This window comes from Corynebacterium sp. ACRPJ (assembly GCF_022347345.1).
GTDB lineage: Bacteria > Actinomycetota > Actinomycetes > Mycobacteriales > Mycobacteriaceae > Corynebacterium > Corynebacterium tuberculostearicum_D.
Genome location: NZ_JAKRNC010000001.1, coordinates 110,680 through 133,052 on the forward strand (window position 1 = coordinate 110,680; position 22,373 = coordinate 133,052).

A 22,373-nucleotide genomic window follows, 5' to 3' on the forward strand; every position below is an offset into this window, starting at 1 on the left:
GTTCAACTATTCAATCTTAGTCCCTAGCCAGGGCCCTGGTCACATTCCCCACCACGGTAGCGCGAGAAACCTGCCCGGCGAGGTACACATTGACGATCATCGTCGCGCCCAAAATCTCATGGCGCAGCCACACAAAGTCCGGCAGTGCCTCTACCAAGTGCCCTAAAGCACCGATGCGCTCAACCGTCCGGATGACCAAAATGCCGCCTACATCGAATGCCGCAGTGGTCACCTCGCCAGCAATGGCCGGCAGCTCCGTATAAGTTCGTGAGTTATAGGACTGGATAAACCTTATCTCCTGCGCTGCCTCTTTTAAGGTCTGTTGCACCGTGCGGATGAAAAACTCCGCCTTGTAGGCACCGTCCTCCTCGCGAACGACATTAGCCCGCACGATGGTCCATCCGAGAGCCGATAACAGGGCAAATATGCGCTTTAGCTCCCCTTGAGAGGTACCGCACCACGACACGCTGACTTCTTGGTCTTCCCAATCCACTTTGAGCGCAACGCCTTCGCTAGATAGCGGTACATGCACAGCAGGGCGGTCGAGAACACGCGGTTTGAGCGCCTCAAGTGCCCGCGCGACGATCAGCTTCTGTGCTTGCTTCACTCGCGGTGTCCACACGCCAGGCCCGGTCGATTGGGCATCAGCCTCAGCCAACACCGCTAACAGGGAAATAGTTAGCTGATCATAATGCGCGGCAGCCAATAAGGTGTCGCGAGCGGCGTCGGAGGCCGGATCCATCGTCGCCGCTAACCGCGCCAAGGTGGTATGTTCTGCCACCAGGGTTTGGGCGCGCGACCTATCGGCAACACTCAACCGCATACGGGCTGCCTGGCGGGTAATCATCTCCGCACCTACTTGCGCATGAGGGCGCCCGTAGCCCTTGCCTATGTCATGGTAAAGCGCCGCCAAAAGCAATAAGTCCGGTCGAGCCACCGAGGTACGCATTTCCGCACAGCGGGTAACCGTAGCGATGAGATGATGGTCCACCGCATTGACGTGGCTGCGCTCGCGCGGCAATAAGCCGCGCACATGCCCCCATTCCGGGACTAAGCGTTCCCATAGGCCATAGTGGTCCAAGTCCTGTATGACACGCGGCGTGCATCGCGGGGAGGACAAAATAGCGAAGAAATCATCCACCGCTGCCCGCGGCCAGCGTGGCGGCAGCTCGGGCAGGTCTTGGAGCTGGTGCCACGTGGTCTCGGCGATGATATATCCCGTGCGTGCCGCGGCAGCCGCCACGCGGGTGAGCAGCCACGGGTCCTCTACATTTGGCTTGCGCGAAAGGAAAATGCCGCCGGCCTCAGCCACGACGTCCACATCGAGCGGGCGGCGCCGGCCCCGGCCGGTCGCTGAAGCATTACGGCCTAGCACCCCACGGGCGGTTGCAAGGCCGCGCTCCACCGCCTTATTGACCGTGGCTGCAGCGCTGACCAAAGCTGCCGTCAGTGCGTAGCGACTTTCAAAACCCAGGTCCGCCGCTACGTCCGCGGCAAACTCGGGATCCAGTATGTCCCGGTGGCGCCGGGCTGTGACGTGCAGGAGCGTGCGGGCGTCGAGAAGCAGCCGCTGTTCACCGTCCAGATCTGGAAAGTCGCACAGGTTGCCCAAAGCCATCGCGCGCAAGAGCTGAATATCGCGCAGTCCCCCGCGCCCATTTTTCAAGTCCGGGTTCGTCATCGCTGCCACCGCGCCCGAACGTTTCCACCGAGTAATCGCGGTATCCAAGAAATCATCAAAGCCGCGCTGCAGCTGGCGCCGCCACGCAGCGAGCAATTGCGCCCGCGCCTCATCCACCAGAACCTTGCGCCCTGCTACAAAGGCCAAATCCAGCTGGGCAAAGCCGGCAGAGGCATCTTCGGCAGCAATCGCCCCGCACTCTTGTGGGGTACGTAGGGCATAATCCAGGCGGTACTTGGCATCCCACACGGGATACCACAGCTGCTCCACCAGAGTCGGATCTGGCTCGTGGCCTTCCGCATAGATGAGGATGACATCAATATCCGAGTACGGAGTCATCTCATTGCGGGCAAAGGAACCGGTGGCAGCGAGCGCGGTTCCTGGTGGAAGCTCGAGACTGCGCAATACACGAAGCGCCGAGGCATGGGCCTCGGCGCGAATCTGTGCGGCGGTATGCATGCGGGCTTAAAGTGCCGCCTCGCCGCGCTCGCCAGTGCGCACACGAATGGCATCTTCAACTGGGGTTACCCACAGCTTGCCGTCGCCGATCTTGCCCGTGTAGGCAGCATCCACGATGGCGTTAATGATGTCTTCGACGTGGTCATCGGCCGCAACAACCTCCAGCTTGACCTTAGGCACGAAGTCAGTGGCGTATTCTGCCCCTCGGTATACCTCGCTGTGCCCACGTTGCTGTCCGAAGCCCTGGCTTTCTGTAACAGTGAGGCCGCGTACTTCCTGCTGCTCCAGAGCCTGGCGGATTTCCGGCAGGGTGAAGGGCTTAACGATGGCCGTGATGAGTTTCATTGTTACTCCTTGCAATCTCTTCGGGGCGGGTCTAGAAGCACCGAATAACGTGCACCCATTCTAGCCCGAGCACAACAATTGCTGTGCAACTTTTCCGCATTGTGAATCCAGGGTGCAGGTGGGCTCAGAAGACCCCACTGTGCAACCAGAAAAGCGGCGAGCGGTTCTGTTCTCCGCGCAGCTACGCGCAGGAGCAGAAAGGGCTCGCCGCCAGAAGGAACTGGAGAGGACTAGATATCGTCTTCCCCTGCTTGCACGGTCTGAATTTTCTTATGGTTGTGCTTGGCGTGCTTGACGTCGGTGACGGTTACGCCATAGATGGAACGGCCCAGATAAAAGGAACCTACCGAGCCGATGATCCATACACCGAAGCAGGCAATCAGTGCTTGGATGAGCAGCCACAGCGAAAAACCATCGCGGCCAAAGTCCACGACTAGCTTGGCCACGATGATCAGCGGCACCGCAAGTCCCACGGTAGGGCCCAGCAGGTTGGCACGGGTCAAGGCATCGGGCGCTCGCCACAGAGACACCACCGTAGCGACCACCAAGAGCGTAGCGATGATAAGCAGGACCGAAGCGATAATTTCAGAGATGGCCATGGTTTATCGCCTGCCCTTCGAAATGATGCGGGCCATCGATAGCGTCGGTAGCACACCGGCGGCAATGGCTCCGAGGAGTGCAATGTAATACGCCATCGGGGCATTATTCGTCATCGACCACGCTAAATACATGCAGATCATGCCGTAGAAAACGATATCCGAGGTAATGGCGCGGGTAAGCTCATCGCGCGTGCGAAGCGCCAGCAGCACGCCGCACCACGTGGCGATGCCCATGATGAATACGCATACAAATACGACCCAGCCGAACGGGGACAATGTGGCAAAGTCAATCATCGCTCGGTCTCCTTTCTGCGTTGTACGTTGCGGGCGCGGCGCTTTGGCTTTTCGACGTCCGCTTCGCTTTCTGAAAGCGGAGTGTCCTCCGCCCGAGCCAAGTCTGGCGAGCGCATATAACGACCGACGGACTCGAGCGGATACTCGTAGAAAGCCTCATCCAATTCTGTAGTCTCCCCTTGCCCCGGGACGCCGTAATCGATGTCCTTAACCCGCGGGGCGAGGCGCTGTTCCATATCAGCAAGATCAGCGACGATTCCCGCTGGGTCGGATCCTTGGACGGCCTGTACCAGCACGATGCGGGGCAGACCCTTGCGGGGCGGTTCACGCAAACCGAGCGAGAGCGTGCCCGGGGTTGCGGTAATGGAGGACGTAAACCAGAAGATCTCCCAGGCGCTAGTCACGCGCAGTGGGTAACGAATGATAACCGGGTTATATTCGTTATCCGGTTTGAAGGCCGCCAGTGCCAAGCTAATGCCGGCGACGAAAATCTCCTTGATGAGCCACAATGCATACACAATTGCGTTCATTTAACGGCCCTCCTGGATTTCATCGATATTGGGAACGGCAATCGGCTCATCTCCCAAGACGGTTTCAGTATATGCGTTAGTATCCAGCAGCTGCTCCGCTGCAGAATCCACGACATCGAGGACGATGCCGGAGAAGATGAACATGCACAGCGAACCAAGGATGAGAGCCGCGGATGGGGCCATGAGCTTTTTGCGGATGACCAATTCATCTGGGACCTTGTCCTCCGGCAGGCCCTTGCCCCAAAAGACCTTGCGCCACACGCGCAGCATGGCCAAGAAGGCAGCGAAGGAAGCGATGATGATGGCCGCGATAGCAATCCAGGCCCAAGCACCGCCCACGCGGGCAATCTCGAAGACAATCATCAGCTTGCCCCACATTCCCGAGAACGGTGGGAAGCCCACGACGGAGAATGCACCGGCAGCGAAGATCCAGGCGATGATGGGGTCGCGGCGAGCAAGGCCGGAAAGCTTGCTGAGCAAGCCTGTGCCGTAGGTTTCCTCAATGGCACCAGAAGCCAAAATCAGCGAACCAACGGTCAGCATGTGGTGAATCGTGTACATGATGCCAGCTGCCAGTGCACGACGTGGGTCATCAGAGGTGAACGCAAGCATGACCAAAATGAAAGGCATGCCGTTGAGCATCTGGTAGCCGAGGACGCGGCGAATGGAATTTTCCGCTAGGCCGCCGAAGGCACCGATCATCATGGAAATAATCATGATGACAATGATCATCACATTCCAGCGCTGTTCCAGATCGAATAGCTGCACGTAGAGGCGGTAGAGCATGTAGACGGCCACTTTGGTGTGCAGGCCGGAAAACAGGCCCATCACCGCGGCCGAGGTCCCTGGGTAGGTGCGTGGCAGCCACGACTGCACGGGGAACACGCCGGCCTTGGCGGTAATCGCAATGAGGATCAAGCCTGCTGCCACGGTCACCGGCCCATTGCCTGCCGCTGCGCCCTTCAGCGCGCCCAGGTTAACCGCACCGGTAACCGAATACATATAACCCACGCCAACAACCAACAAGGTGGAGGCGAAAAGGTTAACCAAGACGAAGGCACGGCCGGCTGCCAAGCGCGACCACGTACCAGACATGGTGATAAGGCCATAGGACGGCAAAAGCATGACCTCAATAAAGACGAAGAAGTTAAAGAGGTCGGCGGTGAGCAATGCGCCGCACACACCAGTGATCAAGATCAGGGTGAGCGAAGGATAGTAGCGAGACTTAGTCTCTCCGCCCACAATGGCAAACCAGTTGGCACCAAACGCGACGATCATCGTAGTAATGATCATCAACGCGGAGAAGGCATCGGCCGCAAACGGGATACCCACATTGCCTTGGTAGAGGCCAACGGTATGGGCTACTACCCCATTGTTCATGGTGTAGATGAGCAGGCCCAAGCCGGCGAAAATTCCAACGCCCGGGATGATAAGCATGATGGAATCGCGCACCGCACGCCACGGTGCTAGCAGCGCGAAGGCCGCTGCAATCAGCGGGACCGCTGGAAATAGCGGAAGGAGTTGAGCTACAGCATCAGCCATTATTTGTCATCCTCCTTCTGTTGAGTTGCCCCGCGTTCTGCAACGGGAGTGTTGTGGTCCACCTGACCGATTCGGTCCAGCTGATTGGTGGACTCTTCCAAAATTTGGCGATTTTGGGCGTCTCGACCCAAGGTCGAAAAGGCATGGTCGATGGTGTTGTCATCAACCGGCTCCACCACGTCGGTGTCGTCGTTCTTGCCCATGGCCGCCATCGTCAACAAGATGGTCGAGGTTGCCATGGAAATAACGACGGCGGTCAGCACAAAGGCCTGCGGCAGCGGGTCGGCCATCTGATCGTGCGGAACCTGGGATGGGAAGGACTCTCCGCGGTAGGAATACACGCCCGTAGCCAGCAGCATCAGGTTGGCACCGTGGCCAAAGGCCATCATGCCCAACACGATGCGTACCAGGCCGCGCTGCTGGATGAGATAGACAGCACTGCCGATGAGTAAAGCAATAGTCAGTGCAAGGATCATTACTTCTCCCCTCCCCGGTTAGCCACGGAGCGCTTATTCTTCCTCTTCGTCTTTGCTTCCGAAGGCGTCAGCAAGGCCAACGGATCGGTCGAAGGGTTGATCGGGTCTGGGTACGGATCGTCGACATCCTCGAGCGAAATGCGTGGAGTCGTCGGCAGCGCGGAATCATCATCATGAACCCATGGCAAGAAGTCACGCTCCGTGCCTGGGCGCAAGTAGCCACCCAATGCGTTAATCGCCATGGTCAACATACCCAGCACTGCTAGGTAGATGCCCAAGTCGAAGATGAGCGAGGTGGTCCAGTGTTGGCCAAAGGCCTCGGCATGAATTGCAGCCAAGAAGCCACCATTGCCAAAGCCGTGGTGCAAGTAACCCACAAAGCCGGCGATCAAGGCGGTTATGATGCCAATACCGGTCAGGTGAATCGGAGTCATGCGGCCGAAAACAATCTCATCGGAGCCACGGGACAGATAGATAAGCCCGATTGCCGCGCCCATGATCAGCGCTGCGGGGAAGCCACCACCGGAGGCATTGTGCCCGCGGAAGAAAACGATGACGGACATAATGACCAACAGCGGGATGACAACGTGCACGCCCTTGCGCAATGGCACGGAGTTCAGCTGGGACTGGCCAAACGGTGCTGGGCGTGTACCCGACTTGAACGGGAATCGCGGCAACGTCGTGGTGATGGCTGCAATAACCACCGCAGCCATGCCCAGTACGGAAAGCTCGCCCAAGGTATCGAGTGCACGGAACTCCACGATGATAGTAGCGACAACGTTGTCGCCGCCGGTGATGTCCGGAGCATTGTCCAGGTACCACATGGCCAAATCGGAGCGCTCGTGTCGACCCATGAGTCCCCACACACCTAGGAACGCAGCCACGCCGGCCAAGACCGCAATGACGATGGAGCCGGTCTTGCGGGATTTGTTCTTCACCGGATGGAAGGTTTCTGGCAGGTAGCGCAGCACCATCATCATGACGATGACGGACAGGGCCTCGACCATAAACTGGGTCAGCGCCACGTCAGGTGCGCCCAGCAGGAACATCTGCAGGGTCACGCCCGAGCCGGCAATGCCAATCATGATGGCACCGGTCAAACGATTCTGGGTGCGAACCAGTCCAAACATCGCCAGAGCGATGATGCCCAGTGGCAGCAGGTCCCATGGGTTATCCAGACCATCCACCCGTGGTTGCAGCGCTACCCCGTCGACGCCATCGCGGATGAGGGTGGTGGCAGCCAGCACGATGATCAAAATGACAATCGGCAGCATGTGGCGGGATGGATTATGCGAGTCGGACATCTTGCCCAAGACGCGCCCCAACTGGGAGCAGCCCTTCATCAAGGAGTACAGCAAATCATTGCCGCTGCGCGGCATGAACTCGTGAGCTTCAAAGCTTGCCCACATCTTCTTGCGGGCAAAGATACCGGCAATACCGAGGATGAGGACCACTAGCGAGATAAGGAAAGGAACGTTGAGCCCGTGCCAGAGGGCAAGGTGCGAATGATGCTCCAATCCCACGGCAGCCACTGCATCATCGATCGGGGCATCAAAGAGCCCGAGCACAAATACCAGCGGCAGAGACATAAAGCCCGGCAAAGCAGCGGGCAGCCACAGCGACACTGGTGCTTCATGGACATCTCCCATGTCGCGAGGTCCGTCAAAGAAGGCGCCGAAGACAATCTTTGCGGAGTAAGTAAAGGTAAAGAAAGCACCGATACCGGCAACGATGAGAAGGATTACCTGGCCCGCGCCGCCAATCGGGGCGTCTTCAAACGCGGTAAGCATTCCTTCCTTGGACACAAAGCCCAAAAGCGGTGGCACCGCAGCCATCGAGGCTGCACCGATTACTACGGAACCGAAGGTCCACGGCATCTTATTCCACAGCGGTCCAAGGCGGCGAATATCGCGCGACCCAGCCTCGTGGTCGATGACGCCAATGAGCATAAACAGCGAGGACTTAAACAGCGCGTGCGCCAGAGTGTGGACCAGCGCTGCGGCGATAGCGAACGGGGTGCCCACACCGATGGTGGCAACGATCCAGCCCAGATGGGAGACGGTGGAATAGGCCGTAAGCTTTTTCAGATCCGTCTTCTGCACTGCAAATACCGCGGACATGACCGCGGTGCCCATGCCTACGACGATGAGCAACCAATTCCACACCGCCACATCGTGGAAGATGGTGGAAAAGCGAATAAGCAGGTACACACCGGCCTTGACCACCGCTGCCGCGTGAAGGAAAGCCGATACCGGCGTGGCGGCGGCCATAGCCTCTGGCAACCAGAAATGGAATGGGAACTGCGCCGCCTTAGTAAAGGCAGACGCCGCAATCAACACGGCTACGGCTGCCGTTACCCCTGGGCGTTCCGTCCATACAGGGGACGCCAAGATCTCAGAAACGGTAGTCGACCCAGTCACCGTCGCGGCAATACCCAAGCCGGTCAGCAGGGTCAATCCGCCAATGAAGGTCAGGATCAGTGTGCGCTGCGAACCAGCCTCGCCGCCGGAACCGGAGCGAGCGATCAACATAAACGAAGCCAAGGAGACTAGCTCCCAAGCAAGGAACAAAACCACCACATCGTTGGCCAGAACCAGCAACAAGATGGACAGCGTGAACGCTGTCATCAAGGTATAAAAGCTGGTATTGCCCTCATTCTTGGGCAGATAGGCCGCCGAATAGGTGAAAACGACGGCGCCAATGACCAGCGCCAACATAGCGAAGAAGATGCTCAACGCGTCCCCGCGGAGAGCAAAACTTACGTCGACGCCTGGTGCGATGAAATCGCGCACCCAAGTGGCGTGGAAATTTAATTCCTCCCCGGCTGCAATGGCAGGAAATTCCTTGGCGATGAGGACCGCTGCAATAAGAAAAAGGCCAGCTAGTGGATAGCCTGCCTTTCGGTCAATAACCTTTACGGTTACCGGTGCCAAGATCACTGCCAGCGCCGCGAGGAGGACTGCATAAAGTAGCGTCACGAAATACTTGCCTCACGAACCTTGGTCTAGGTTTAATGCGGATTTCGCATTAAATACAGCCCTTTCAGGCTACCATTCCCGCCAAGGTCAAACCACATTGCAGCATTCCTCTACGTTTCATAAAAGGCGAGTACAACCGCCACAATTACGCTCGCAGGCAGAGAATTCACAGGCGCTCAGCAGGACTTATTCCCGCGCCAATTGCATAGGCCTCTTTGCATAGTCTGTGAAACGACAGCGAGATGAGAGCGAAAGAATTCGCAAGATTGCTGCACGCTATAACTCGCCCATGAAAACGAAGGACTCCCCCAGCACACCGTGGCGCACGTACGTGGCACCCGATATGCAGGGGGAGCTACAAGCTTAGCTACTACTTCTCACCCAACAGGGCGTCGACGAAGCCTTCAACCTCGAATGGCGCGAGATCATCGGCGCCTTCGCCCAAGCCCACAAGCTTGACTGGTACGCCCAATTCTTCTTGTACCTGGAAGACGATTCCGCCCTTGGCAGTGCCGTCCAGCTTGGTGAGAACCACACCGGTAATATCTACTACCTCGCGGAAAATACGCGCCTGAGTAAGGCCGTTCTGCCCCACCGTGGCATCCAATACCAGCAGGACCTCGTCCACATCGGTCTTCTTTTCTACCACGCGCTTGACCTTGCCCAGCTGGTCCATCAAGTCCGTGGAGGTATGGAGGCGACCTGCGGTGTCGACCAAGACCACATCTACTTGCTGTTCCACGCCGGTTGCTACCGCATCGAAGGCTACAGATGCTGGGTCGGCACCTTCCTTGCCGCGCACGGTATCGGCGCCAACGCGGCGACCCCACGTCTCAAGCTGATCAGCAGCCGCAGCACGGAAAGTATCGGCAGCACCCAAAAGGACCTTGTGGCCCATGGCTACCAGCACGCGAGCAAGCTTGCCGGTGGTTGTGGTTTTACCGGTGCCATTGACACCGACGACCATGACGATTGCTGGCTTGCCCTCATTCGGCATGGCCTTAATGGAGCGATCCATCTCTGGGTGACCTGCCTCAATGAGGCATTCGCGCAGCATGGCACGTGCCTCATCCTCGCTGGAAACGCCGCGCTCTGCAATCTTTTCGCGCAGGGAATCAGTCACCTTCATCGTGGACTTGGTGCCCAAATCCGCCATGATGAGCGTGTCTTCGACTTCCTCCCAGGCGTCTTCATCCAGATCGCCTGCGGACAAAATTCCCATGAGCCCCTGGCCGATGGCATTCTGCGAGCGCGAAAGGCGTCCACGCAAACGGCCAAGACGTCCACCAGCGGGTGCGATATCATCCTGCGGAGCTGGCGCTGGAGCAGGTTCTCCCTCTGGAACCTCGGTCTGTTCCTTGGCCGCCTCGGCGGCACCGGTTTGTGCCTCGGCTGCGGCTGCGGCTTCTTCGGCTTCCTCGCGGTCGTCCACTCGCTCTTCGATGTCTTCGGCATCATTGTCTTCAACAACCTCGTCGAAGACTGGGGACTCCTCTGCTACCTCGGCATTTTCCACGGAGACAACGTCTTCTGGAGTTTCCGCCTTTTCGGCAGCTGCCGGCTCTTCCGGCTTGGGTGCAGCTTCTGGCTGCCCAGCCGCTTCCGGGGCACGGTCCGCGTGCGATTCTTCGCTTTCCGACGCCCCAGCTGCCGCACCCGCTACGCCTGCCGCGCCAGCAGCAGCCGCGGCCGCAGCGCCAGTTCCCTTGGACTGTGGTTTATCTGCCTTATCAGCGGAAGATTCTGCCGCTTGCTTCTTCTCCTCCGCTGGCGCTTGGGCCTGGGCCTGCTTAGTAGGCTCTGCCGGCTTGTCGGTCTTCGCCGGCTTCCGCTGCTGTTGTGCCGGTTTGGTTTCTGGTTCCTCTGCCACGGGCTTTTCGGCCACAGGCTTGTCGGCCACGGGCTTGTTTGCCGCGGCATCGGCCGTGGGCTGAGCAGACTGTGGCTTATCAGCCTGCGGCTTAGCCTGTGCCTGCGGCTTTTCCTTCGGCTGCGAGGTCTTGCCGCTGAGCTGCTCATTGGCGATGTCAGTAGCATTCGGTTCTGCAGCGTTCGGCTCTGCCTTAGCTGCCTGCTGTGCTTGAGCCGGCTTGTCCGCCTGAACCGGGGCTTTCTGCGCTTCCTTAGCGCCGCCAGCAGGAGCGAAGTTAAAGCCGGACTTGGCTTGATAGTTGCCGGACTTTTGCTCCTGGGTCAGCTGCTTCGGTTCTTCCTCAGCAGGCTTATCAAAGGACACCTTCTTGGCGTCGCCGCGCTTTTTGCCGATTACCACGAGAAGAATAATCAGCACGATGACGACGATCGCAATGCCGATCCATAACCATAAAGAATTCATGCCTCTATAGTGCCAGTCTTCTCAGCTCGCGGCACGTCAAACCCCCTCCTATAGCGGAAGGGGGCCTGCGGGAAGTGGACGAACCCCAGGCTACTTCCCCGCCTCGTCACCGCGGGGAGCATCTACACCCAAGCGAGTAGCATCCTCGCTGGCTTGCTCCGTTCCAGGGGCGCTGCCTGCGGGATTCATGCGCTGCGAAATCACGCGAGTAACACCATCGCCGCGCATGGTTACGCCATAAAGGACGTTGGCAACATCCATCGTCGGTTTTTGGTGCGTAATGACGATGAGCTGCGAGTCCTTTCGCAGCTCCTCAAAGAGGGCAATGAGGCGGCGCAGGTTGACGTCATCAAGCGCTGCCTCAACCTCGTCCATGACATAGAACGGGCTGGGACGGGCGCGGAAGATGGCTACCAGCATCGCAAGCGCAGTAAGCGACTTCTCGCCACCAGATAGCAAGGACAGGCGCTTGACCTTCTTGCCCGGTGGGCGTGCTTCCACCTCGATGCCGGTGGTGAGCATGTCCTCCGGCTCTGTGAGGATAAGGCGTCCCTCGCCACCGGGGAAAAGGGTCTGGAAAACCTTTGGAAATTCTGCTTCGACGTCGTGCCATGCATCTGTAAACAGTTGCAAAATCTGCGCGTCTACGTCTTCGATAACGCCCGCAAGATCCTTGCGGGCTTGGATGACATCCTCTAACTGAGTGGACAGGAAGGAATAGCGCTCCTCCAAAGCCTTGTATTCTTCCAGCGCGAGCGGATTGACCTTGCCTAGTGAATTGAGGTCCTTTTCTGCTTGCTTCAAGCGCGCGTTTTCCGCCCGGCGGTCGAAATCTTCGCCTGGAGTGTAGTCCTGCAAGAGATCCGAAATCGCAATGCCCAGCTGTTCCACAATCTTGGCTTCTGCTTCGTCCACACGCACCTGCGCCTGGGAGCGAGCAATTTCCGAGTCATGGGCGCGATTGGTCAGCCGGTCCAGCTGCTGCCGCGCGGCCGAGACATGTTGCTTGACCTGCTGCAGCTGCGAGTTTAAGGAGGTGCGCTGCGCAAAGTAGTCATCGCGCTCAGAGGTAGCGCGCTCAAGCAGCTGCGTGGCGCGCGCGGCCAGATCGCGTGAATGCTTGGCTACCGCACCGGCCAACTCTCCCTGGGCCTTGCGGCGCGCCATGGCTTGCTCATGGCGGGCTTTGGCTTGGCGTTCATGCTGCGCTTGGCGACGCAACGCCTCACCCTTCCCCGCTACCTGACCCACGTGGTCTTGGGCCGAGCGGGCCGCCACCTGCGCCTCCATTTCCATGGACTTGACCTGCTCTAATGCTGCGGAGGCCTCGTCGCGCTCTACCGAAGAAGGTTCGTCGGGCTGCTCGTCCGCATCGACGCGGGCGAGCCTATCGCGGGCGTCGGCAAGCTGCGTGCGGGCCTCGGTGAGCTTGACCTCGATCTCGGTCGCCCGCGCCGCGGCCTTCTCGTGCTCGTTCTTATTAGCCTCGTACTGCTTGAGCAGGCGTTGATGATCGCGCTTCCACGCATCAACTTCGGTATCGTGCTCGCGCAAGGCTGCCTTCGCCGAGGCTGCAGTCACCCGGGCATCCTCCGCCGCGATCTTCGCGCCCTCGAGCGTGCCGGAGAGTTCTTCCAGCTCCTGCGTGGCAGATTCCAACTGCTCCTCTGCCTCCGCGATGCGAGCGGAAACCTCGACGGTGGATGAGGCACCGGTGCCTACTTCTACCCAACCTTCACCCAGCACCACGCCGGATTCGGTGACGGCACGCAGGCGGGGATCCTCTGCCACCAGCTTTTTCGCCTCCGCGACATCGGAGACGAGTACGACATCCGCAAGGAGGCGGTGCAGCGCTGCGGATACCTCTGGAACCACCGCAATGTGGTCGAGCAACCACGAGGTGCCTGCGGGCAATGTCGCATCCACGCGCCAGGAAGAGGAGGGGGCGGCCACGGAGACGTCGATAAGCGCGGAGCGCGTGCCCTTTTCTAAGTCCGCAATCAGCTGGGCAGAAATCTCGCCCGCCTGGGCCTCTGCAAAAGCACCCAACGCGGCAGCTACCGCCGTCTCGTACTTGGTGGTGATGAACTCCGCCAACGGTTGGAACTGCTCGCCTACATCAACCGTTTCCGGCGCAGTCTGGGCCAAGGTATCGATGCGGGAGCGCAACGTGTAGACAGCGCGCTCACGCTCGCGCTGCTCATCGCGTAGCTGCTCCAAACGCTTATCGGCCGCACCCGATTCACTGGCCGCTCGCACATGGGCTTCCTCGAGCGGCTCACGCTCACCGGCCAAAGACTGCAACTTATCCGCCACCTCATCGGCTTCCGCCTGGGCAGCTTGGGTACGCTGCTTGGTAGAAGTCAAGGTCTCCTCTTGACGCGCCAGCTCCTCTTCTGCCGAAGTTACCTGGCCTGCCGCCTTTTCTTCTGCAGCGATGAGGCGGACGACGCCCTCACGCCTATCCGCAATGGCACGCAGCTGCGCCATGTGCTCGCGCTCAGCGGCCTCGAATGCCTCACGACGCTCTGCTACCTCCTCGCGGATAGCCTCTAGGCGTTCCGCAGCTTCCTCTGCCGCAGCGAGAAGCTCTGCATGTTCTTCGTCCGCGCGAGCAGCCCGTGCCTCTAGGTCATCCGGATCCTGGCCAGAATAGGCCACCTGCGCGCCGGCATTGGCCGCTCGTTCCTCCGCAATGCGCTGGGTCGCGGAAATGCGCTCGGATAGCGTGGACAGGTCGAACCACAGTTTTTGAGCCGCCTCCGCCTTGGGGTTTACCTCTTCCAGCTGGGCTTCCACTTCTAACTGAGAACCCGTTGCTTCTTCCAGCTGCGCGGTAACTTCTTCTACTTGCTCGGCTAAGACCTCTGCCGCGCGCTCGGCCTCCTGGAACTTGCTGCGCAGGCGCACCACCCTATCTCCTGCCAGCCGCAGGCGGGCGTCGCGCAGATCAGCCTGCACAGTGGCGGCGCGCTGCGCGGCCTCTGCTTGGCGGGCCAAAGGCTTGAGCTGTTTGCCCAACTCATCAGTAAGGTCCTGCAGGCGATCCAAATTGGCCTGCATGCCGGTGAGCTTGCGCTGCGCTTTTTCCTTGCGGCGGCGGTGCTTAAGCACACCCGCTGCCTCTTCGATATACGAGCGCCGATCCTCGGGCCGCGATTCTAGGATCTCAGAAAGCTTGCCCTGGCCGACGATAATGTGCATCTCGCGGCCAATACCGGAATCAGATAGCAGCTCCTGAATATCCATCAGGCGCGCTTTGGAGCCATTGATTTCGTATTCGCTGGCACCATCGCGGAACATGCGGCGGGTGACCGACACTTCCGAGTATTCGATCGGCAACGCACCGTCCGCATTATCGATGGTGAGGGTGACCTCGGCGCGCCCCAGCGCTTTGCGATCACCGGCGCCGGCAAAGATGACGTCCTGCATCTTTCCGCCGCGCAGCGTCTTGGCGCTTCCCTCACCCATAACCCAGGCCAGGGCGTCCACCACATTGGACTTGCCGGAGCCATTCGGTCCGACGACGGCGCAAATTCCTGGCTCGAATTTCAGAGACGTCGCCGACGCGAATGATTTGAAGCCTTTCAGCGTCAGCGATTTCAGGTGCATTTGGGTAAGTTTAGCAAGCCTTGAACGCAGCTGCCCAGCCGAGCCTGGCGGTTCGCTCCAGCGGGCTTGTGCTGCGAGTTAGCGTTCAATGAAGCCAGATTCGCCCTTAGGGGCAGCCCATTGTTCGACAACCAAATCCACCGTTCCCGGGCGCCGAGTCGTACTCGGCTGTTCTTTGAGGAGTCCCAGCAATTCCTCGCATTTCTCCCGCGGACCTTCTGCTACCACCTGCACCCGGCCATCTCTCAGATTGGTGGCATGCCCGCTCAAACCGAGTTCCAAGGCACGGGAGCGCGTCCACCAGCGAAAGCCCACGCCTTGGACGTGCCCATGGACAAAAGCAGTCATTCTTTCCAGTGCCATGCTGCCTCCCTAATTTCTAATAGCGGTCGTGGTGTCCCTTATCGCGCAACACGCGGCGATCCTCTTCGCTGCGGCGAGTGACAGGATCCGATCCGTCCCAGCACTCTACGCCCTTCAGCTCCGGCATCATGTCGCGGTGGAATACCGGATCGATGCCGTGGCTGCGCTGCTCGTTGTAATTCTTGAGCAACTTAATCGCCACACCGGATAGTGGCACGATGGCGATGATATTGAGGATCACCATGGTTGCCGCACCGGTATCGGCCAAAGCAAAGACCAGCGGCAGGGAACCCACTGCGCCGAACCAGACAAAGAAAAGCACGACGAGGCGGAAGATTACCAGCGCAGGCTTGCTTTGGGTGAGGTACTCCAGGTTAGATTCCGCCAAGTAATAATTGCCCAGGATGGAGGAGAAAGCCAGGAAAAAGAGGATGAAGCTGACGAAGTGGATTCCCCACTCGCCCACCTCAGAAGACAAAGCCGCCTGGGTCAAGGAGACGCCTTCTGCTTCAGCGCCGTAGGCAATCTCCGGCCCCAGCAAGATGATAAAGGCGGTGATGGTACACACCACCAAGGTGTCGAAGTACACGCCAAGGGTTTGTACCAGGCCCTGCTTGACCGGGTGGGAGACTGCCGCGGTAGCCGCTGCGTTCGGAGCAGAGCCCTCACCAGCTTCGTTGGAGAACAGTCCGCGCTGAATGCCCTTCATCATGGCCGCGCCGAGACCGGCGCCAGCGATTTCCTTAATACCCAGAGCGTGGCCGACAATATCGCCAATCATTCCCGGCACCTTGTCAAAGTTGGTGATGACTACAAAGCCGCCGATAAGCAGGTAGGCCACCGCCATAAAAGGCACGATGATCTGGGTGATATTGGCAATGCGGTTCACGCCGCCAAAGATGATGAGGCCCGCAACCACGGCAATAACAACACCGATAATGGAGCGGAACATGGTGTCATCGCGGTCAAAGGAGAAGGACACCGCATCTGCAATGGCGTTGGTCTGAAAGGCGTTGTAGACCAAACCAAAGGTAAAGGCGATAGCGATGGAGAAAAGCGCGCCAAGCGGGCCCCAGCCCAAGCCGCGTTTCATGTAGTACGCCGGGCCGCCGCGGTATCCATCACCATCGCGCACCTTCCACAGCTGCGCCAGGGTGGACTCGATAAATGCAGTTGCACCACCAAGGATAGCGATGAGCCACATCCAAAAGACAGCACCTGGGCCGCCCACGGAAATAGCCACGGCCACGCCGGCCACATTGCCGGTGCCAACGCGGGAGGCGGCCGAGATGGTAAAGGCCTTGAAAGCAGAGATGCCGCCATAGTCCTCGTCCTCATCGCGGCCCTCCCCCTTGGGTCGCTCGACGACGGCGCGGAACATATCCGGCACCATGCGCACCTGCACCAAAGCGGTACGGATGCCGAAGAATAGGCCCGCCGCGATGAGCAGCCAGGGCAGAATCCACGACCAGACGCCGTCATTAAATGTCGTTACGACATTTTCAAGAAAATCCATGCAGAATAATTTACTGCCTTGAGGTTCACAACGTGAACCCCATGCGCCATAACTTATTGACAATGGGGGCAGAAATGGGTGGATCGTCCTGAAATTACGCAGCGCTCCAAGGGCGTTCCACACCGCCGACAGGGCTGGCCAGCCCGCCCATACGCGGCCAGGGACCGCGAGAAGTATCCCGATTCACCATTCACGTTGACGTACAAGGAATCGAAGCTCGTGCCACCCACTTTTAGGGCGGCGGTCATGACCTCTTGAGCCGCTTCGAGCAGGGCTACGGCATCCATTTGGCGCAACGTCGATGCCCTTTTGCGGGGCGGAATCTGTGCCGCCCACAGGGATTCATCGGCATAGATATTGCCGATTCCAGAAGCCAAGGTTTGATCCAACAGTGCAGTCTTTACTGCAGTCTTCTTTGCCCGCAGGCGCCGGGCGGTTGCCACAATGTCGAAATCTGGTTCCAACGGGTCAATGCCAATGTGCGAGATCTTCGCCCACGGTGCATAGAGCCAATAGCCAAAGGTGCGCTGGTCTACAAAGCTAAGCTCTACCCCACCGCTTAGCTGAGCGCTAATGCGCAAATGCGGCGAATCGGTCGTGCCGATTCGAACCTGGCCCGACATGCCTAAGTGTATGAAGAGCACGTCGCGGTGGGGATCCATGGAATCTTCGCCCACAAATTCCAGCCACATGAACTTTCCCCGCCGAGCCACAGCGGCGATCTCTTTGCCTTTTAGGAGACCGGGAAGTGGCGCATCTTGGCCACGGTTGGCACGCGGGTGCAGGACGCGCACAGACTCAAAAGTCCGCCCCACCACGTGGGGCTCCAGACCCCGGCGGACGGACTCGACTTCCGGCAGTTCCGGCATACTTAGCCTTCTTTATGCGCGGTGCCCTGGACCAAAAGCGGGGTTTCGCGGAGGGTCTGGCAGGCCTCCTGAGCCGCTTGCTGCTCGGCCAGCTTTTTATTGTGGCCCACTCCATTGCCCACGGTCAGACCAGCGACGGTAGCTACCGCGTTAAAGGTCTGATCATGTTCTGGGCCAGTGGAGGTAGCCGAATAGACCGGCATCGGTGCCTTAAGCTCGGCGCACAGCTCCTGCAAGGTGGTCTTCCAATCCAGGTGGCGACCACTCACGGTCGCATTGTCGATCTTTTCTGCAAATAGGCGCAGGATGACTTCTCGCGCGGTTTCGAATCCATGCTCGCGGTAGATGGCGCCAAAGATTGCCTCGGTGGTATCGGCAAGGATGGAATCCTTATCGCGTCCACCAGTGGACTGCTCGCCCTTGCCCAGCAAAATGTGCGGGCCGAGGTTTATCTCACGAGCGATATCCGATAGGCCATAGCGCGAGACGATCGAGGCACGCATCTTGGAAATATCCGATTCCGGACGAGAAGGATAAGTGATGTAGAGCTGGGAGGCCACCGACAGGCCCAGCACCGCATCGCCCAGAAACTCCAAGCGCTCGTTATTAGGCAAATGCCCATTCTCATTGGCAAACGAGCGGTGAGTAAGCGCCAAACGCAGGTGTTCTGGCTGCAAGTCCACGCCGAGCGATTCCAACAGTGGGCTGTGGTCTACTGCAGCAAATTCGGCTGCCAGTGCCTCTTCCCCGGTTAGCTTCTTTTTGCGGCTCATAGGAACTTCTCCAAACCAGCCCAGCGGGGATCGACCTTGTCTTCCTCTTCTTCGCCAGAGATACCGGTGGTCACCCCTTCAGGCGTGTCAATCTCACAGCCGTCCTCACACACCGGCGCGAAGGGAAGGTTGAGGCCTGCCTCATCGATCACGGCCTGCAAAAGGTCCAGCTCATCATCCTCGATCTCCGGAATCTCATCTCCGGAACCTTCATCATCGGCTGCAGGATCATCGCCAGAGACAAAGGAGTCATCGGCGGCAAAGACCTGCGTGACGTGGAGATCCAGCTGCGGGTGCAGTTCCTTCAAGCAGCGGGAACATTCCCCGGTTAGCCGTCCGGATACGTTGGCGTCCACCAAGACACCTGCACCTAGAGGGGTTAAGGTGGCGTCTACGGTGAGCTCCTCGCCCTTCGGAATGGCGATCATCTCGACGCCGATCCTCTCAGGTGCGGGGCCGGTCTGGGTGCGTTGCTCCGGCAGTGCGTCAGCGCCTTGGGCGTTCAACAATTCGCCCACATCGAACTTCAATGGTGATGTCATAACACTAGGTAGTCTACCTTGCCCCGCAAACTCCGCCTAGCGGCCAGCACAGGCAAACTTTCTGTCAAGAGTCTGTCGTTTAAAGTAAAAGGGCCTATGCCTTTCCGGATTAGCCTTTTCCCAAGCCAAAGCCGTCTTTAGTGTGGAGGCATGACTTACCACTTGGCGCTAGCCTCCACGGATCCACGCAGCATCGCACTCGGATTCGCCGTGTTTAGCTGCCTTCCTGCCGCGGTATTAACCATTGCCGGCACGCTCGTGCACGCGACTCCACGGCCGGACCGTTCAGGAATCTATGGTGCTAGTGGGATTCGCCTCTTTACTGCACTCATCTGCAGCATCATTGCTGGTTTGATAGCTGGCACCATCCTGGTATTGCCCACTGGCATGGACCTTTCGGTGCTTACCGGCGCACTCATCTTTTCCCTAAGCGCAGGCGCCATTACCTGGTTCTCTCGAGAGACCATTCCCACGGCGCTTATTTCTGTAGGCACCATGCTGGTTGCCACAGGTGCGCTAGTGAGTATGTGCGCCGTGTGCTTTCCGCAGAACTTTAGTGATAGTTCTTTGACGTCACTGTCTTCCTATTTCTTTACCGCACTCGTTGCATTCCTTTTCCCTGGATTAGTAACCACAATCATTGCAGCATGTATGGCCGTCCAATCCGCCGCGCCTGCGCATCTCACCTCGAGGAAGGAAGGAAGCGCCACGTCCGCACACACCGTTAACAGCGGCTCCCCATGCACCGAATCCGGCAGTGTCCACCACACAGCCTCGCTCCCGCGCAACCTCCTGAACTGCTCACGCTGGTAGGGAAACATAAAGGTCCTGGTGGGTGGGAAGACGGCGTACGACAAACCGTCTGCCCACCCACCAGGACCTTTGGCCGTGCCTGATTTAAGGGACTAAACCATCCCTCACCCCTCAAGCCCCAGAGCCCAGTTCCATCCGGGAAATGAAGCTTAAGAGCAGGAAGAATTTAAAGGTTTAGCGCTCGTTATAGCGACGCTCGTAGTTCTCACTTTCTGCGTAGCGGGAGCCGCCCGCAACACCGCCGGCACGACTCGAGGGCTGGTAGTCGCCGCCGCGGGAACGGACCCCGGCACCGCCGCGCAGTGCAGAGCGGTCGGAGCTTACGGTGCGCAGCAGCCCATTGAGGGTGGTTTCAAATTCGCTTAGCTTGCCGTCTACAAACTCATCGCATTCACTGCGCAGACGGTTGGACTCAGTGTGGGCGGACTCCACGATGCGGTGTGCTTCCTCATCAGCGCGGCGCACAACTTCCGATTCCGAAACCATGCGCTCTTGCTCGGCGCGGCCTTCTGCAACGGAACGTTCATATTCATCATTGGCCTGAGCGATGGTGCGGTCTGCTTCCGCGCGGGCCTGTTCCACCATGGACTGAGCGCGAGCTTCAGCATCAGCCACTAGCTTGGCGGCATGCTGTTCTGCGTGGGAGACCGTGGCATCCGCCTCTTCGCGAGCATGGCCCACGATGTCATCGGCCTGCGCATTAGCGTCGTTGATCGTCTGATCCGCGCGCTCTTCGGCGCCGTGCAGGATTTCATCCTGCTTATCCAAGACATCCTGCGCGTCATCAATCTCAACGGGCAGGGCGTTACGGAGGTCGTCGAGAAGCGCGAGCATTTCATGGCGCGGAACCATGCAATTAGAGGTCATGGGGAGGCTATGGGCCTCTTCCAAGTGCTGGACTAGTTCATCTAGGGACTCAAAGACACGGTACATGCTGCGAATTTTACATGCCCTCACGTGCCAGACGTGGAGGCCACGCACCGAGTGTGTACTGAGGATTTACCCTCCAGTGCCGACAATCGCCTTCCACCCGCCCACTCACACAATCTATGGCGCGTATTTACAGCACAAGCTCCCCTTCTCCACTACACAAAGGCAGCGCAGAAGCGGAGCTAAAAAGGAAAAAGCGAGCTACTAAATCACGCCCTGTGCCAGCATGGCGTCCGCTACCTTCTTGAAGCCAGCGATATTCGCGCCGGCAACGTAGTCGCCTTCACGGTCATATTCCTTAGCTGTGCTATCGATGTTTTTAAAGATATTGGACATGATCGCATGGAGGCGATCATCGGTGTACTCAAAGGACCAGGAGTCGCGGGATGCGTTTTGCTGCATTTCTAGCGCGGAGGTAGCAACGCCACCAGCGTTGGCGGCCTTGCCCGGCGCGAAGTTGATCTTGGATTCTTGGAAGATGTGGACCGCCTCTGGGGTAGACGGCATATTAGCGCCTTCGGCTACGTAGCGCACGCCGCCGTCAACGAGCTTTTTTGCGGATTCGCCATCGAGCTCATTTTGGGTGGCACATGGTAGAGCTACGTCTGCCTTTACTTCCCAGATATTTCCGCCTTTGTGGAATTCCACTCCGTTTCCAGCCTCTTCGGCGTAGGTGGAAATACGTTCACGGCGGGTTTCCTTTACATCCTTGAGCAGTTCAATGTCCACGCCATTCGGGGTGGTGATGTAGCCGGAGGAATCAGACATCGCAACTACGGTGGCGCCGAGCTCTTGGGCCTTAGCGGCAGCGTAGATAGCCACATTGCCAGAACCGGAGACGATAACCTTGGCACCGTCGAAAGACTCGCCGTGCGTCTTCATCATCTCATTGGTGAGGTAGACCGTGCCAAAGCCCGTGGCTTCAGTACGGACCAGGGAGCCACCCCAGGTCAGCCCCTTGCCAGTGAGGATGCCGGATTCATGCTGGGTGGTCAGGCGGCGGTACTGGCCAAAGAGAAAACCGATCTCGCGGCCGCCGACGCCAATGTCGCCGGCCGGCACGTCGCGATATTCGCCAATGTGGCGGTGCAGCTCGGTCATGAAGGACTGGCAAAAGCGCATGACCTCCACCTCGGACTTGCCCTTGGGATCAAAGTCAGAACCGCCCTTGCCGCCACCAATGGGCAGGCCGGTCAGGGAGTTTTTGAAGATCTGCTCGAAGCCAAGGAACTTGATGATGCCCAGGTTGACCGAGGGGTGGAATCGCAGGCCGCCCTTGTAGGGGCCGAGCGCGGAGTTGAACTGAACGCGGAAGCCGCGGTTGACCTGGATTTCGCCATTATCGTCAATCCATGGCACACGGAAGATGAGCTGGCGTTCAGGCTCGCACAGGCGCTCCACCAGGCCGTAGTCCGCGTACTGCGGATCCTTTTCCAGGACAATTTTCAGCGAATCCAGGACCTCAGAAACCGCTTGGTGGAATTCCGGTTCTCCCGCATTGCGCTTGAGCAATTTGTCGTAGTACTCAGAGATTTGGCTATCTACTGACATGGTGTGCATTCCATTCTGTGGACTTGTAAGAACAGATACCAGTTTCCTATCAAACTACCGATAATGCAAGCAAGTTCGAGGCTTTAGGGAGACATACAACACCCCTTACCAGCGACAATAAAGTTAAATATTTTCTGTAGCCCGTTCGAATCTTAAGCCGCGTCG

At 58.6% G+C, this 22,373-nt stretch carries 18 protein-coding genes; 1 reads left to right on the plus strand and 17 read right to left on the minus strand.

The features are described from left to right. Positions 1–16: 16 nt before the first annotated feature. The 15 genes from MHY08_RS00535 to MHY08_RS00605 form a co-directional block, all read right to left on the minus strand. Complete coding sequence (locus MHY08_RS00535; protein ID WP_239234704.1) at positions 17–2,140, minus strand: [protein-PII] uridylyltransferase; 2,124 nt, start codon at positions 2,138–2,140, stop codon at positions 17–19. 6 nt (positions 2,141–2,146) lie between these two features. Next, entirely contained in the window at positions 2,147–2,485 is a 339-nt protein-coding gene (locus MHY08_RS00540) for a P-II family nitrogen regulator (protein ID WP_005325265.1), read from the minus strand. A gap of 230 nt (positions 2,486–2,715) precedes the next feature. Next, a complete protein-coding gene (locus MHY08_RS00545) occupies positions 2,716–3,084 on the minus strand; it encodes a Na+/H+ antiporter subunit G (protein ID WP_239234706.1) in 369 nt (122 codons plus the stop codon). Positions 3,085–3,087: 3 nt separating this feature from the next. Continuing rightward, entirely contained in the window at positions 3,088–3,378 is a 291-nt protein-coding gene (locus MHY08_RS00550) for a cation:proton antiporter (protein WP_005328765.1), read from the minus strand. Next, positions 3,375–3,908 (minus strand): monovalent cation/H+ antiporter subunit E, encoded by a 534-nt coding sequence (locus tag MHY08_RS00555; RefSeq protein ID WP_005325271.1) that lies wholly within the window; start codon positions 3,906–3,908, stop codon positions 3,375–3,377. The genes MHY08_RS00550 and MHY08_RS00555 overlap by 4 nt, the downstream gene beginning before the upstream one ends. Beyond that, on the minus strand, positions 3,909–5,450 hold the full coding sequence (locus tag MHY08_RS00560; protein ID WP_204608481.1) for a monovalent cation/H+ antiporter subunit D family protein: 1,542 nt from the start codon (positions 5,448–5,450) through the stop codon (positions 3,909–3,911). It abuts the gene before it with no gap. Then, complete coding sequence (locus MHY08_RS00565; RefSeq protein WP_005325274.1) at positions 5,450–5,926, minus strand: sodium:proton antiporter; 477 nt, start codon at positions 5,924–5,926, stop codon at positions 5,450–5,452. Before MHY08_RS00565 ends, MHY08_RS00560 begins: the two co-directional genes overlap by 1 nt. Then, on the minus strand, positions 5,926–8,904 hold the full coding sequence (locus MHY08_RS00570) for a DUF4040 family protein (RefSeq protein WP_239234708.1): 2,979 nt from the start codon (positions 8,902–8,904) through the stop codon (positions 5,926–5,928). The genes MHY08_RS00565 and MHY08_RS00570 overlap by 1 nt, the downstream gene beginning before the upstream one ends. A gap of 370 nt (positions 8,905–9,274) precedes the next feature. Continuing rightward, the gene (gene ftsY, locus MHY08_RS00575; RefSeq protein WP_239193137.1) at positions 9,275–11,239 is read right to left on the minus strand and encodes a signal recognition particle-docking protein FtsY; all 1,965 of its coding nucleotides are present in this window, start codon (positions 11,237–11,239) and stop codon (positions 9,275–9,277) included. A 90-nt stretch (positions 11,240–11,329) separates the two neighbouring features. Continuing rightward, complete coding sequence (gene smc, locus MHY08_RS00580; protein WP_239234711.1) at positions 11,330–14,851, minus strand: chromosome segregation protein SMC; 3,522 nt, start codon at positions 14,849–14,851, stop codon at positions 11,330–11,332. A gap of 78 nt (positions 14,852–14,929) precedes the next feature. Further along, positions 14,930–15,214: an acylphosphatase gene (locus MHY08_RS00585; RefSeq protein WP_239193139.1), complete on the minus strand. Its 285-nt coding sequence runs from the start codon at positions 15,212–15,214 to the stop codon at positions 14,930–14,932. A 16-nt stretch (positions 15,215–15,230) separates the two neighbouring features. Next, a complete protein-coding gene (locus MHY08_RS00590) occupies positions 15,231–16,730 on the minus strand; it encodes a sodium:alanine symporter family protein (RefSeq protein ID WP_239234713.1) in 1,500 nt (499 codons plus the stop codon). 53 nt (positions 16,731–16,783) lie between these two features. Beyond that, positions 16,784–17,599 (minus strand): bifunctional DNA-formamidopyrimidine glycosylase/DNA-(apurinic or apyrimidinic site) lyase, encoded by an 816-nt coding sequence (mutM, locus tag MHY08_RS00595; RefSeq protein ID WP_204608463.1) that lies wholly within the window; start codon positions 17,597–17,599, stop codon positions 16,784–16,786. Between the two features lie 2 nt (positions 17,600–17,601). After that, the gene (rnc, locus tag MHY08_RS00600) at positions 17,602–18,372 is read right to left on the minus strand and encodes a ribonuclease III (protein WP_204608460.1); all 771 of its coding nucleotides are present in this window, start codon (positions 18,370–18,372) and stop codon (positions 17,602–17,604) included. Then, positions 18,369–18,914, minus strand: coding sequence for a DUF177 domain-containing protein (locus MHY08_RS00605; RefSeq protein WP_204608457.1), 546 nt, complete (start codon positions 18,912–18,914; stop codon positions 18,369–18,371). Before MHY08_RS00605 ends, rnc begins: the two co-directional genes overlap by 4 nt. Positions 18,915–19,064: 150 nt before the next feature. Here MHY08_RS00605 and MHY08_RS00610 point away from each other — a divergent pair, with 150 nt between their 5' ends. Beyond that, positions 19,065–19,727, plus strand: a complete 663-nt coding sequence (locus MHY08_RS00610; protein WP_239193142.1) for a hypothetical protein — start codon at positions 19,065–19,067, stop codon at positions 19,725–19,727. 174 nt (positions 19,728–19,901) lie between these two features. On the opposite strand, the gene MHY08_RS00615 is transcribed toward MHY08_RS00610, so the two are convergent. Together MHY08_RS00615 and gdhA are read right to left on the minus strand one after the other, a co-directional pair. Then, on the minus strand, positions 19,902–20,660 hold the full coding sequence (locus MHY08_RS00615) for a DivIVA domain-containing protein (RefSeq protein WP_179386675.1): 759 nt from the start codon (positions 20,658–20,660) through the stop codon (positions 19,902–19,904). Between the two features lie 201 nt (positions 20,661–20,861). Continuing rightward, on the minus strand, positions 20,862–22,208 hold the full coding sequence (gene gdhA / locus MHY08_RS00620; RefSeq protein WP_239234715.1) for an NADP-specific glutamate dehydrogenase: 1,347 nt from the start codon (positions 22,206–22,208) through the stop codon (positions 20,862–20,864). Positions 22,209–22,373 lie beyond the last annotated feature (165 nt).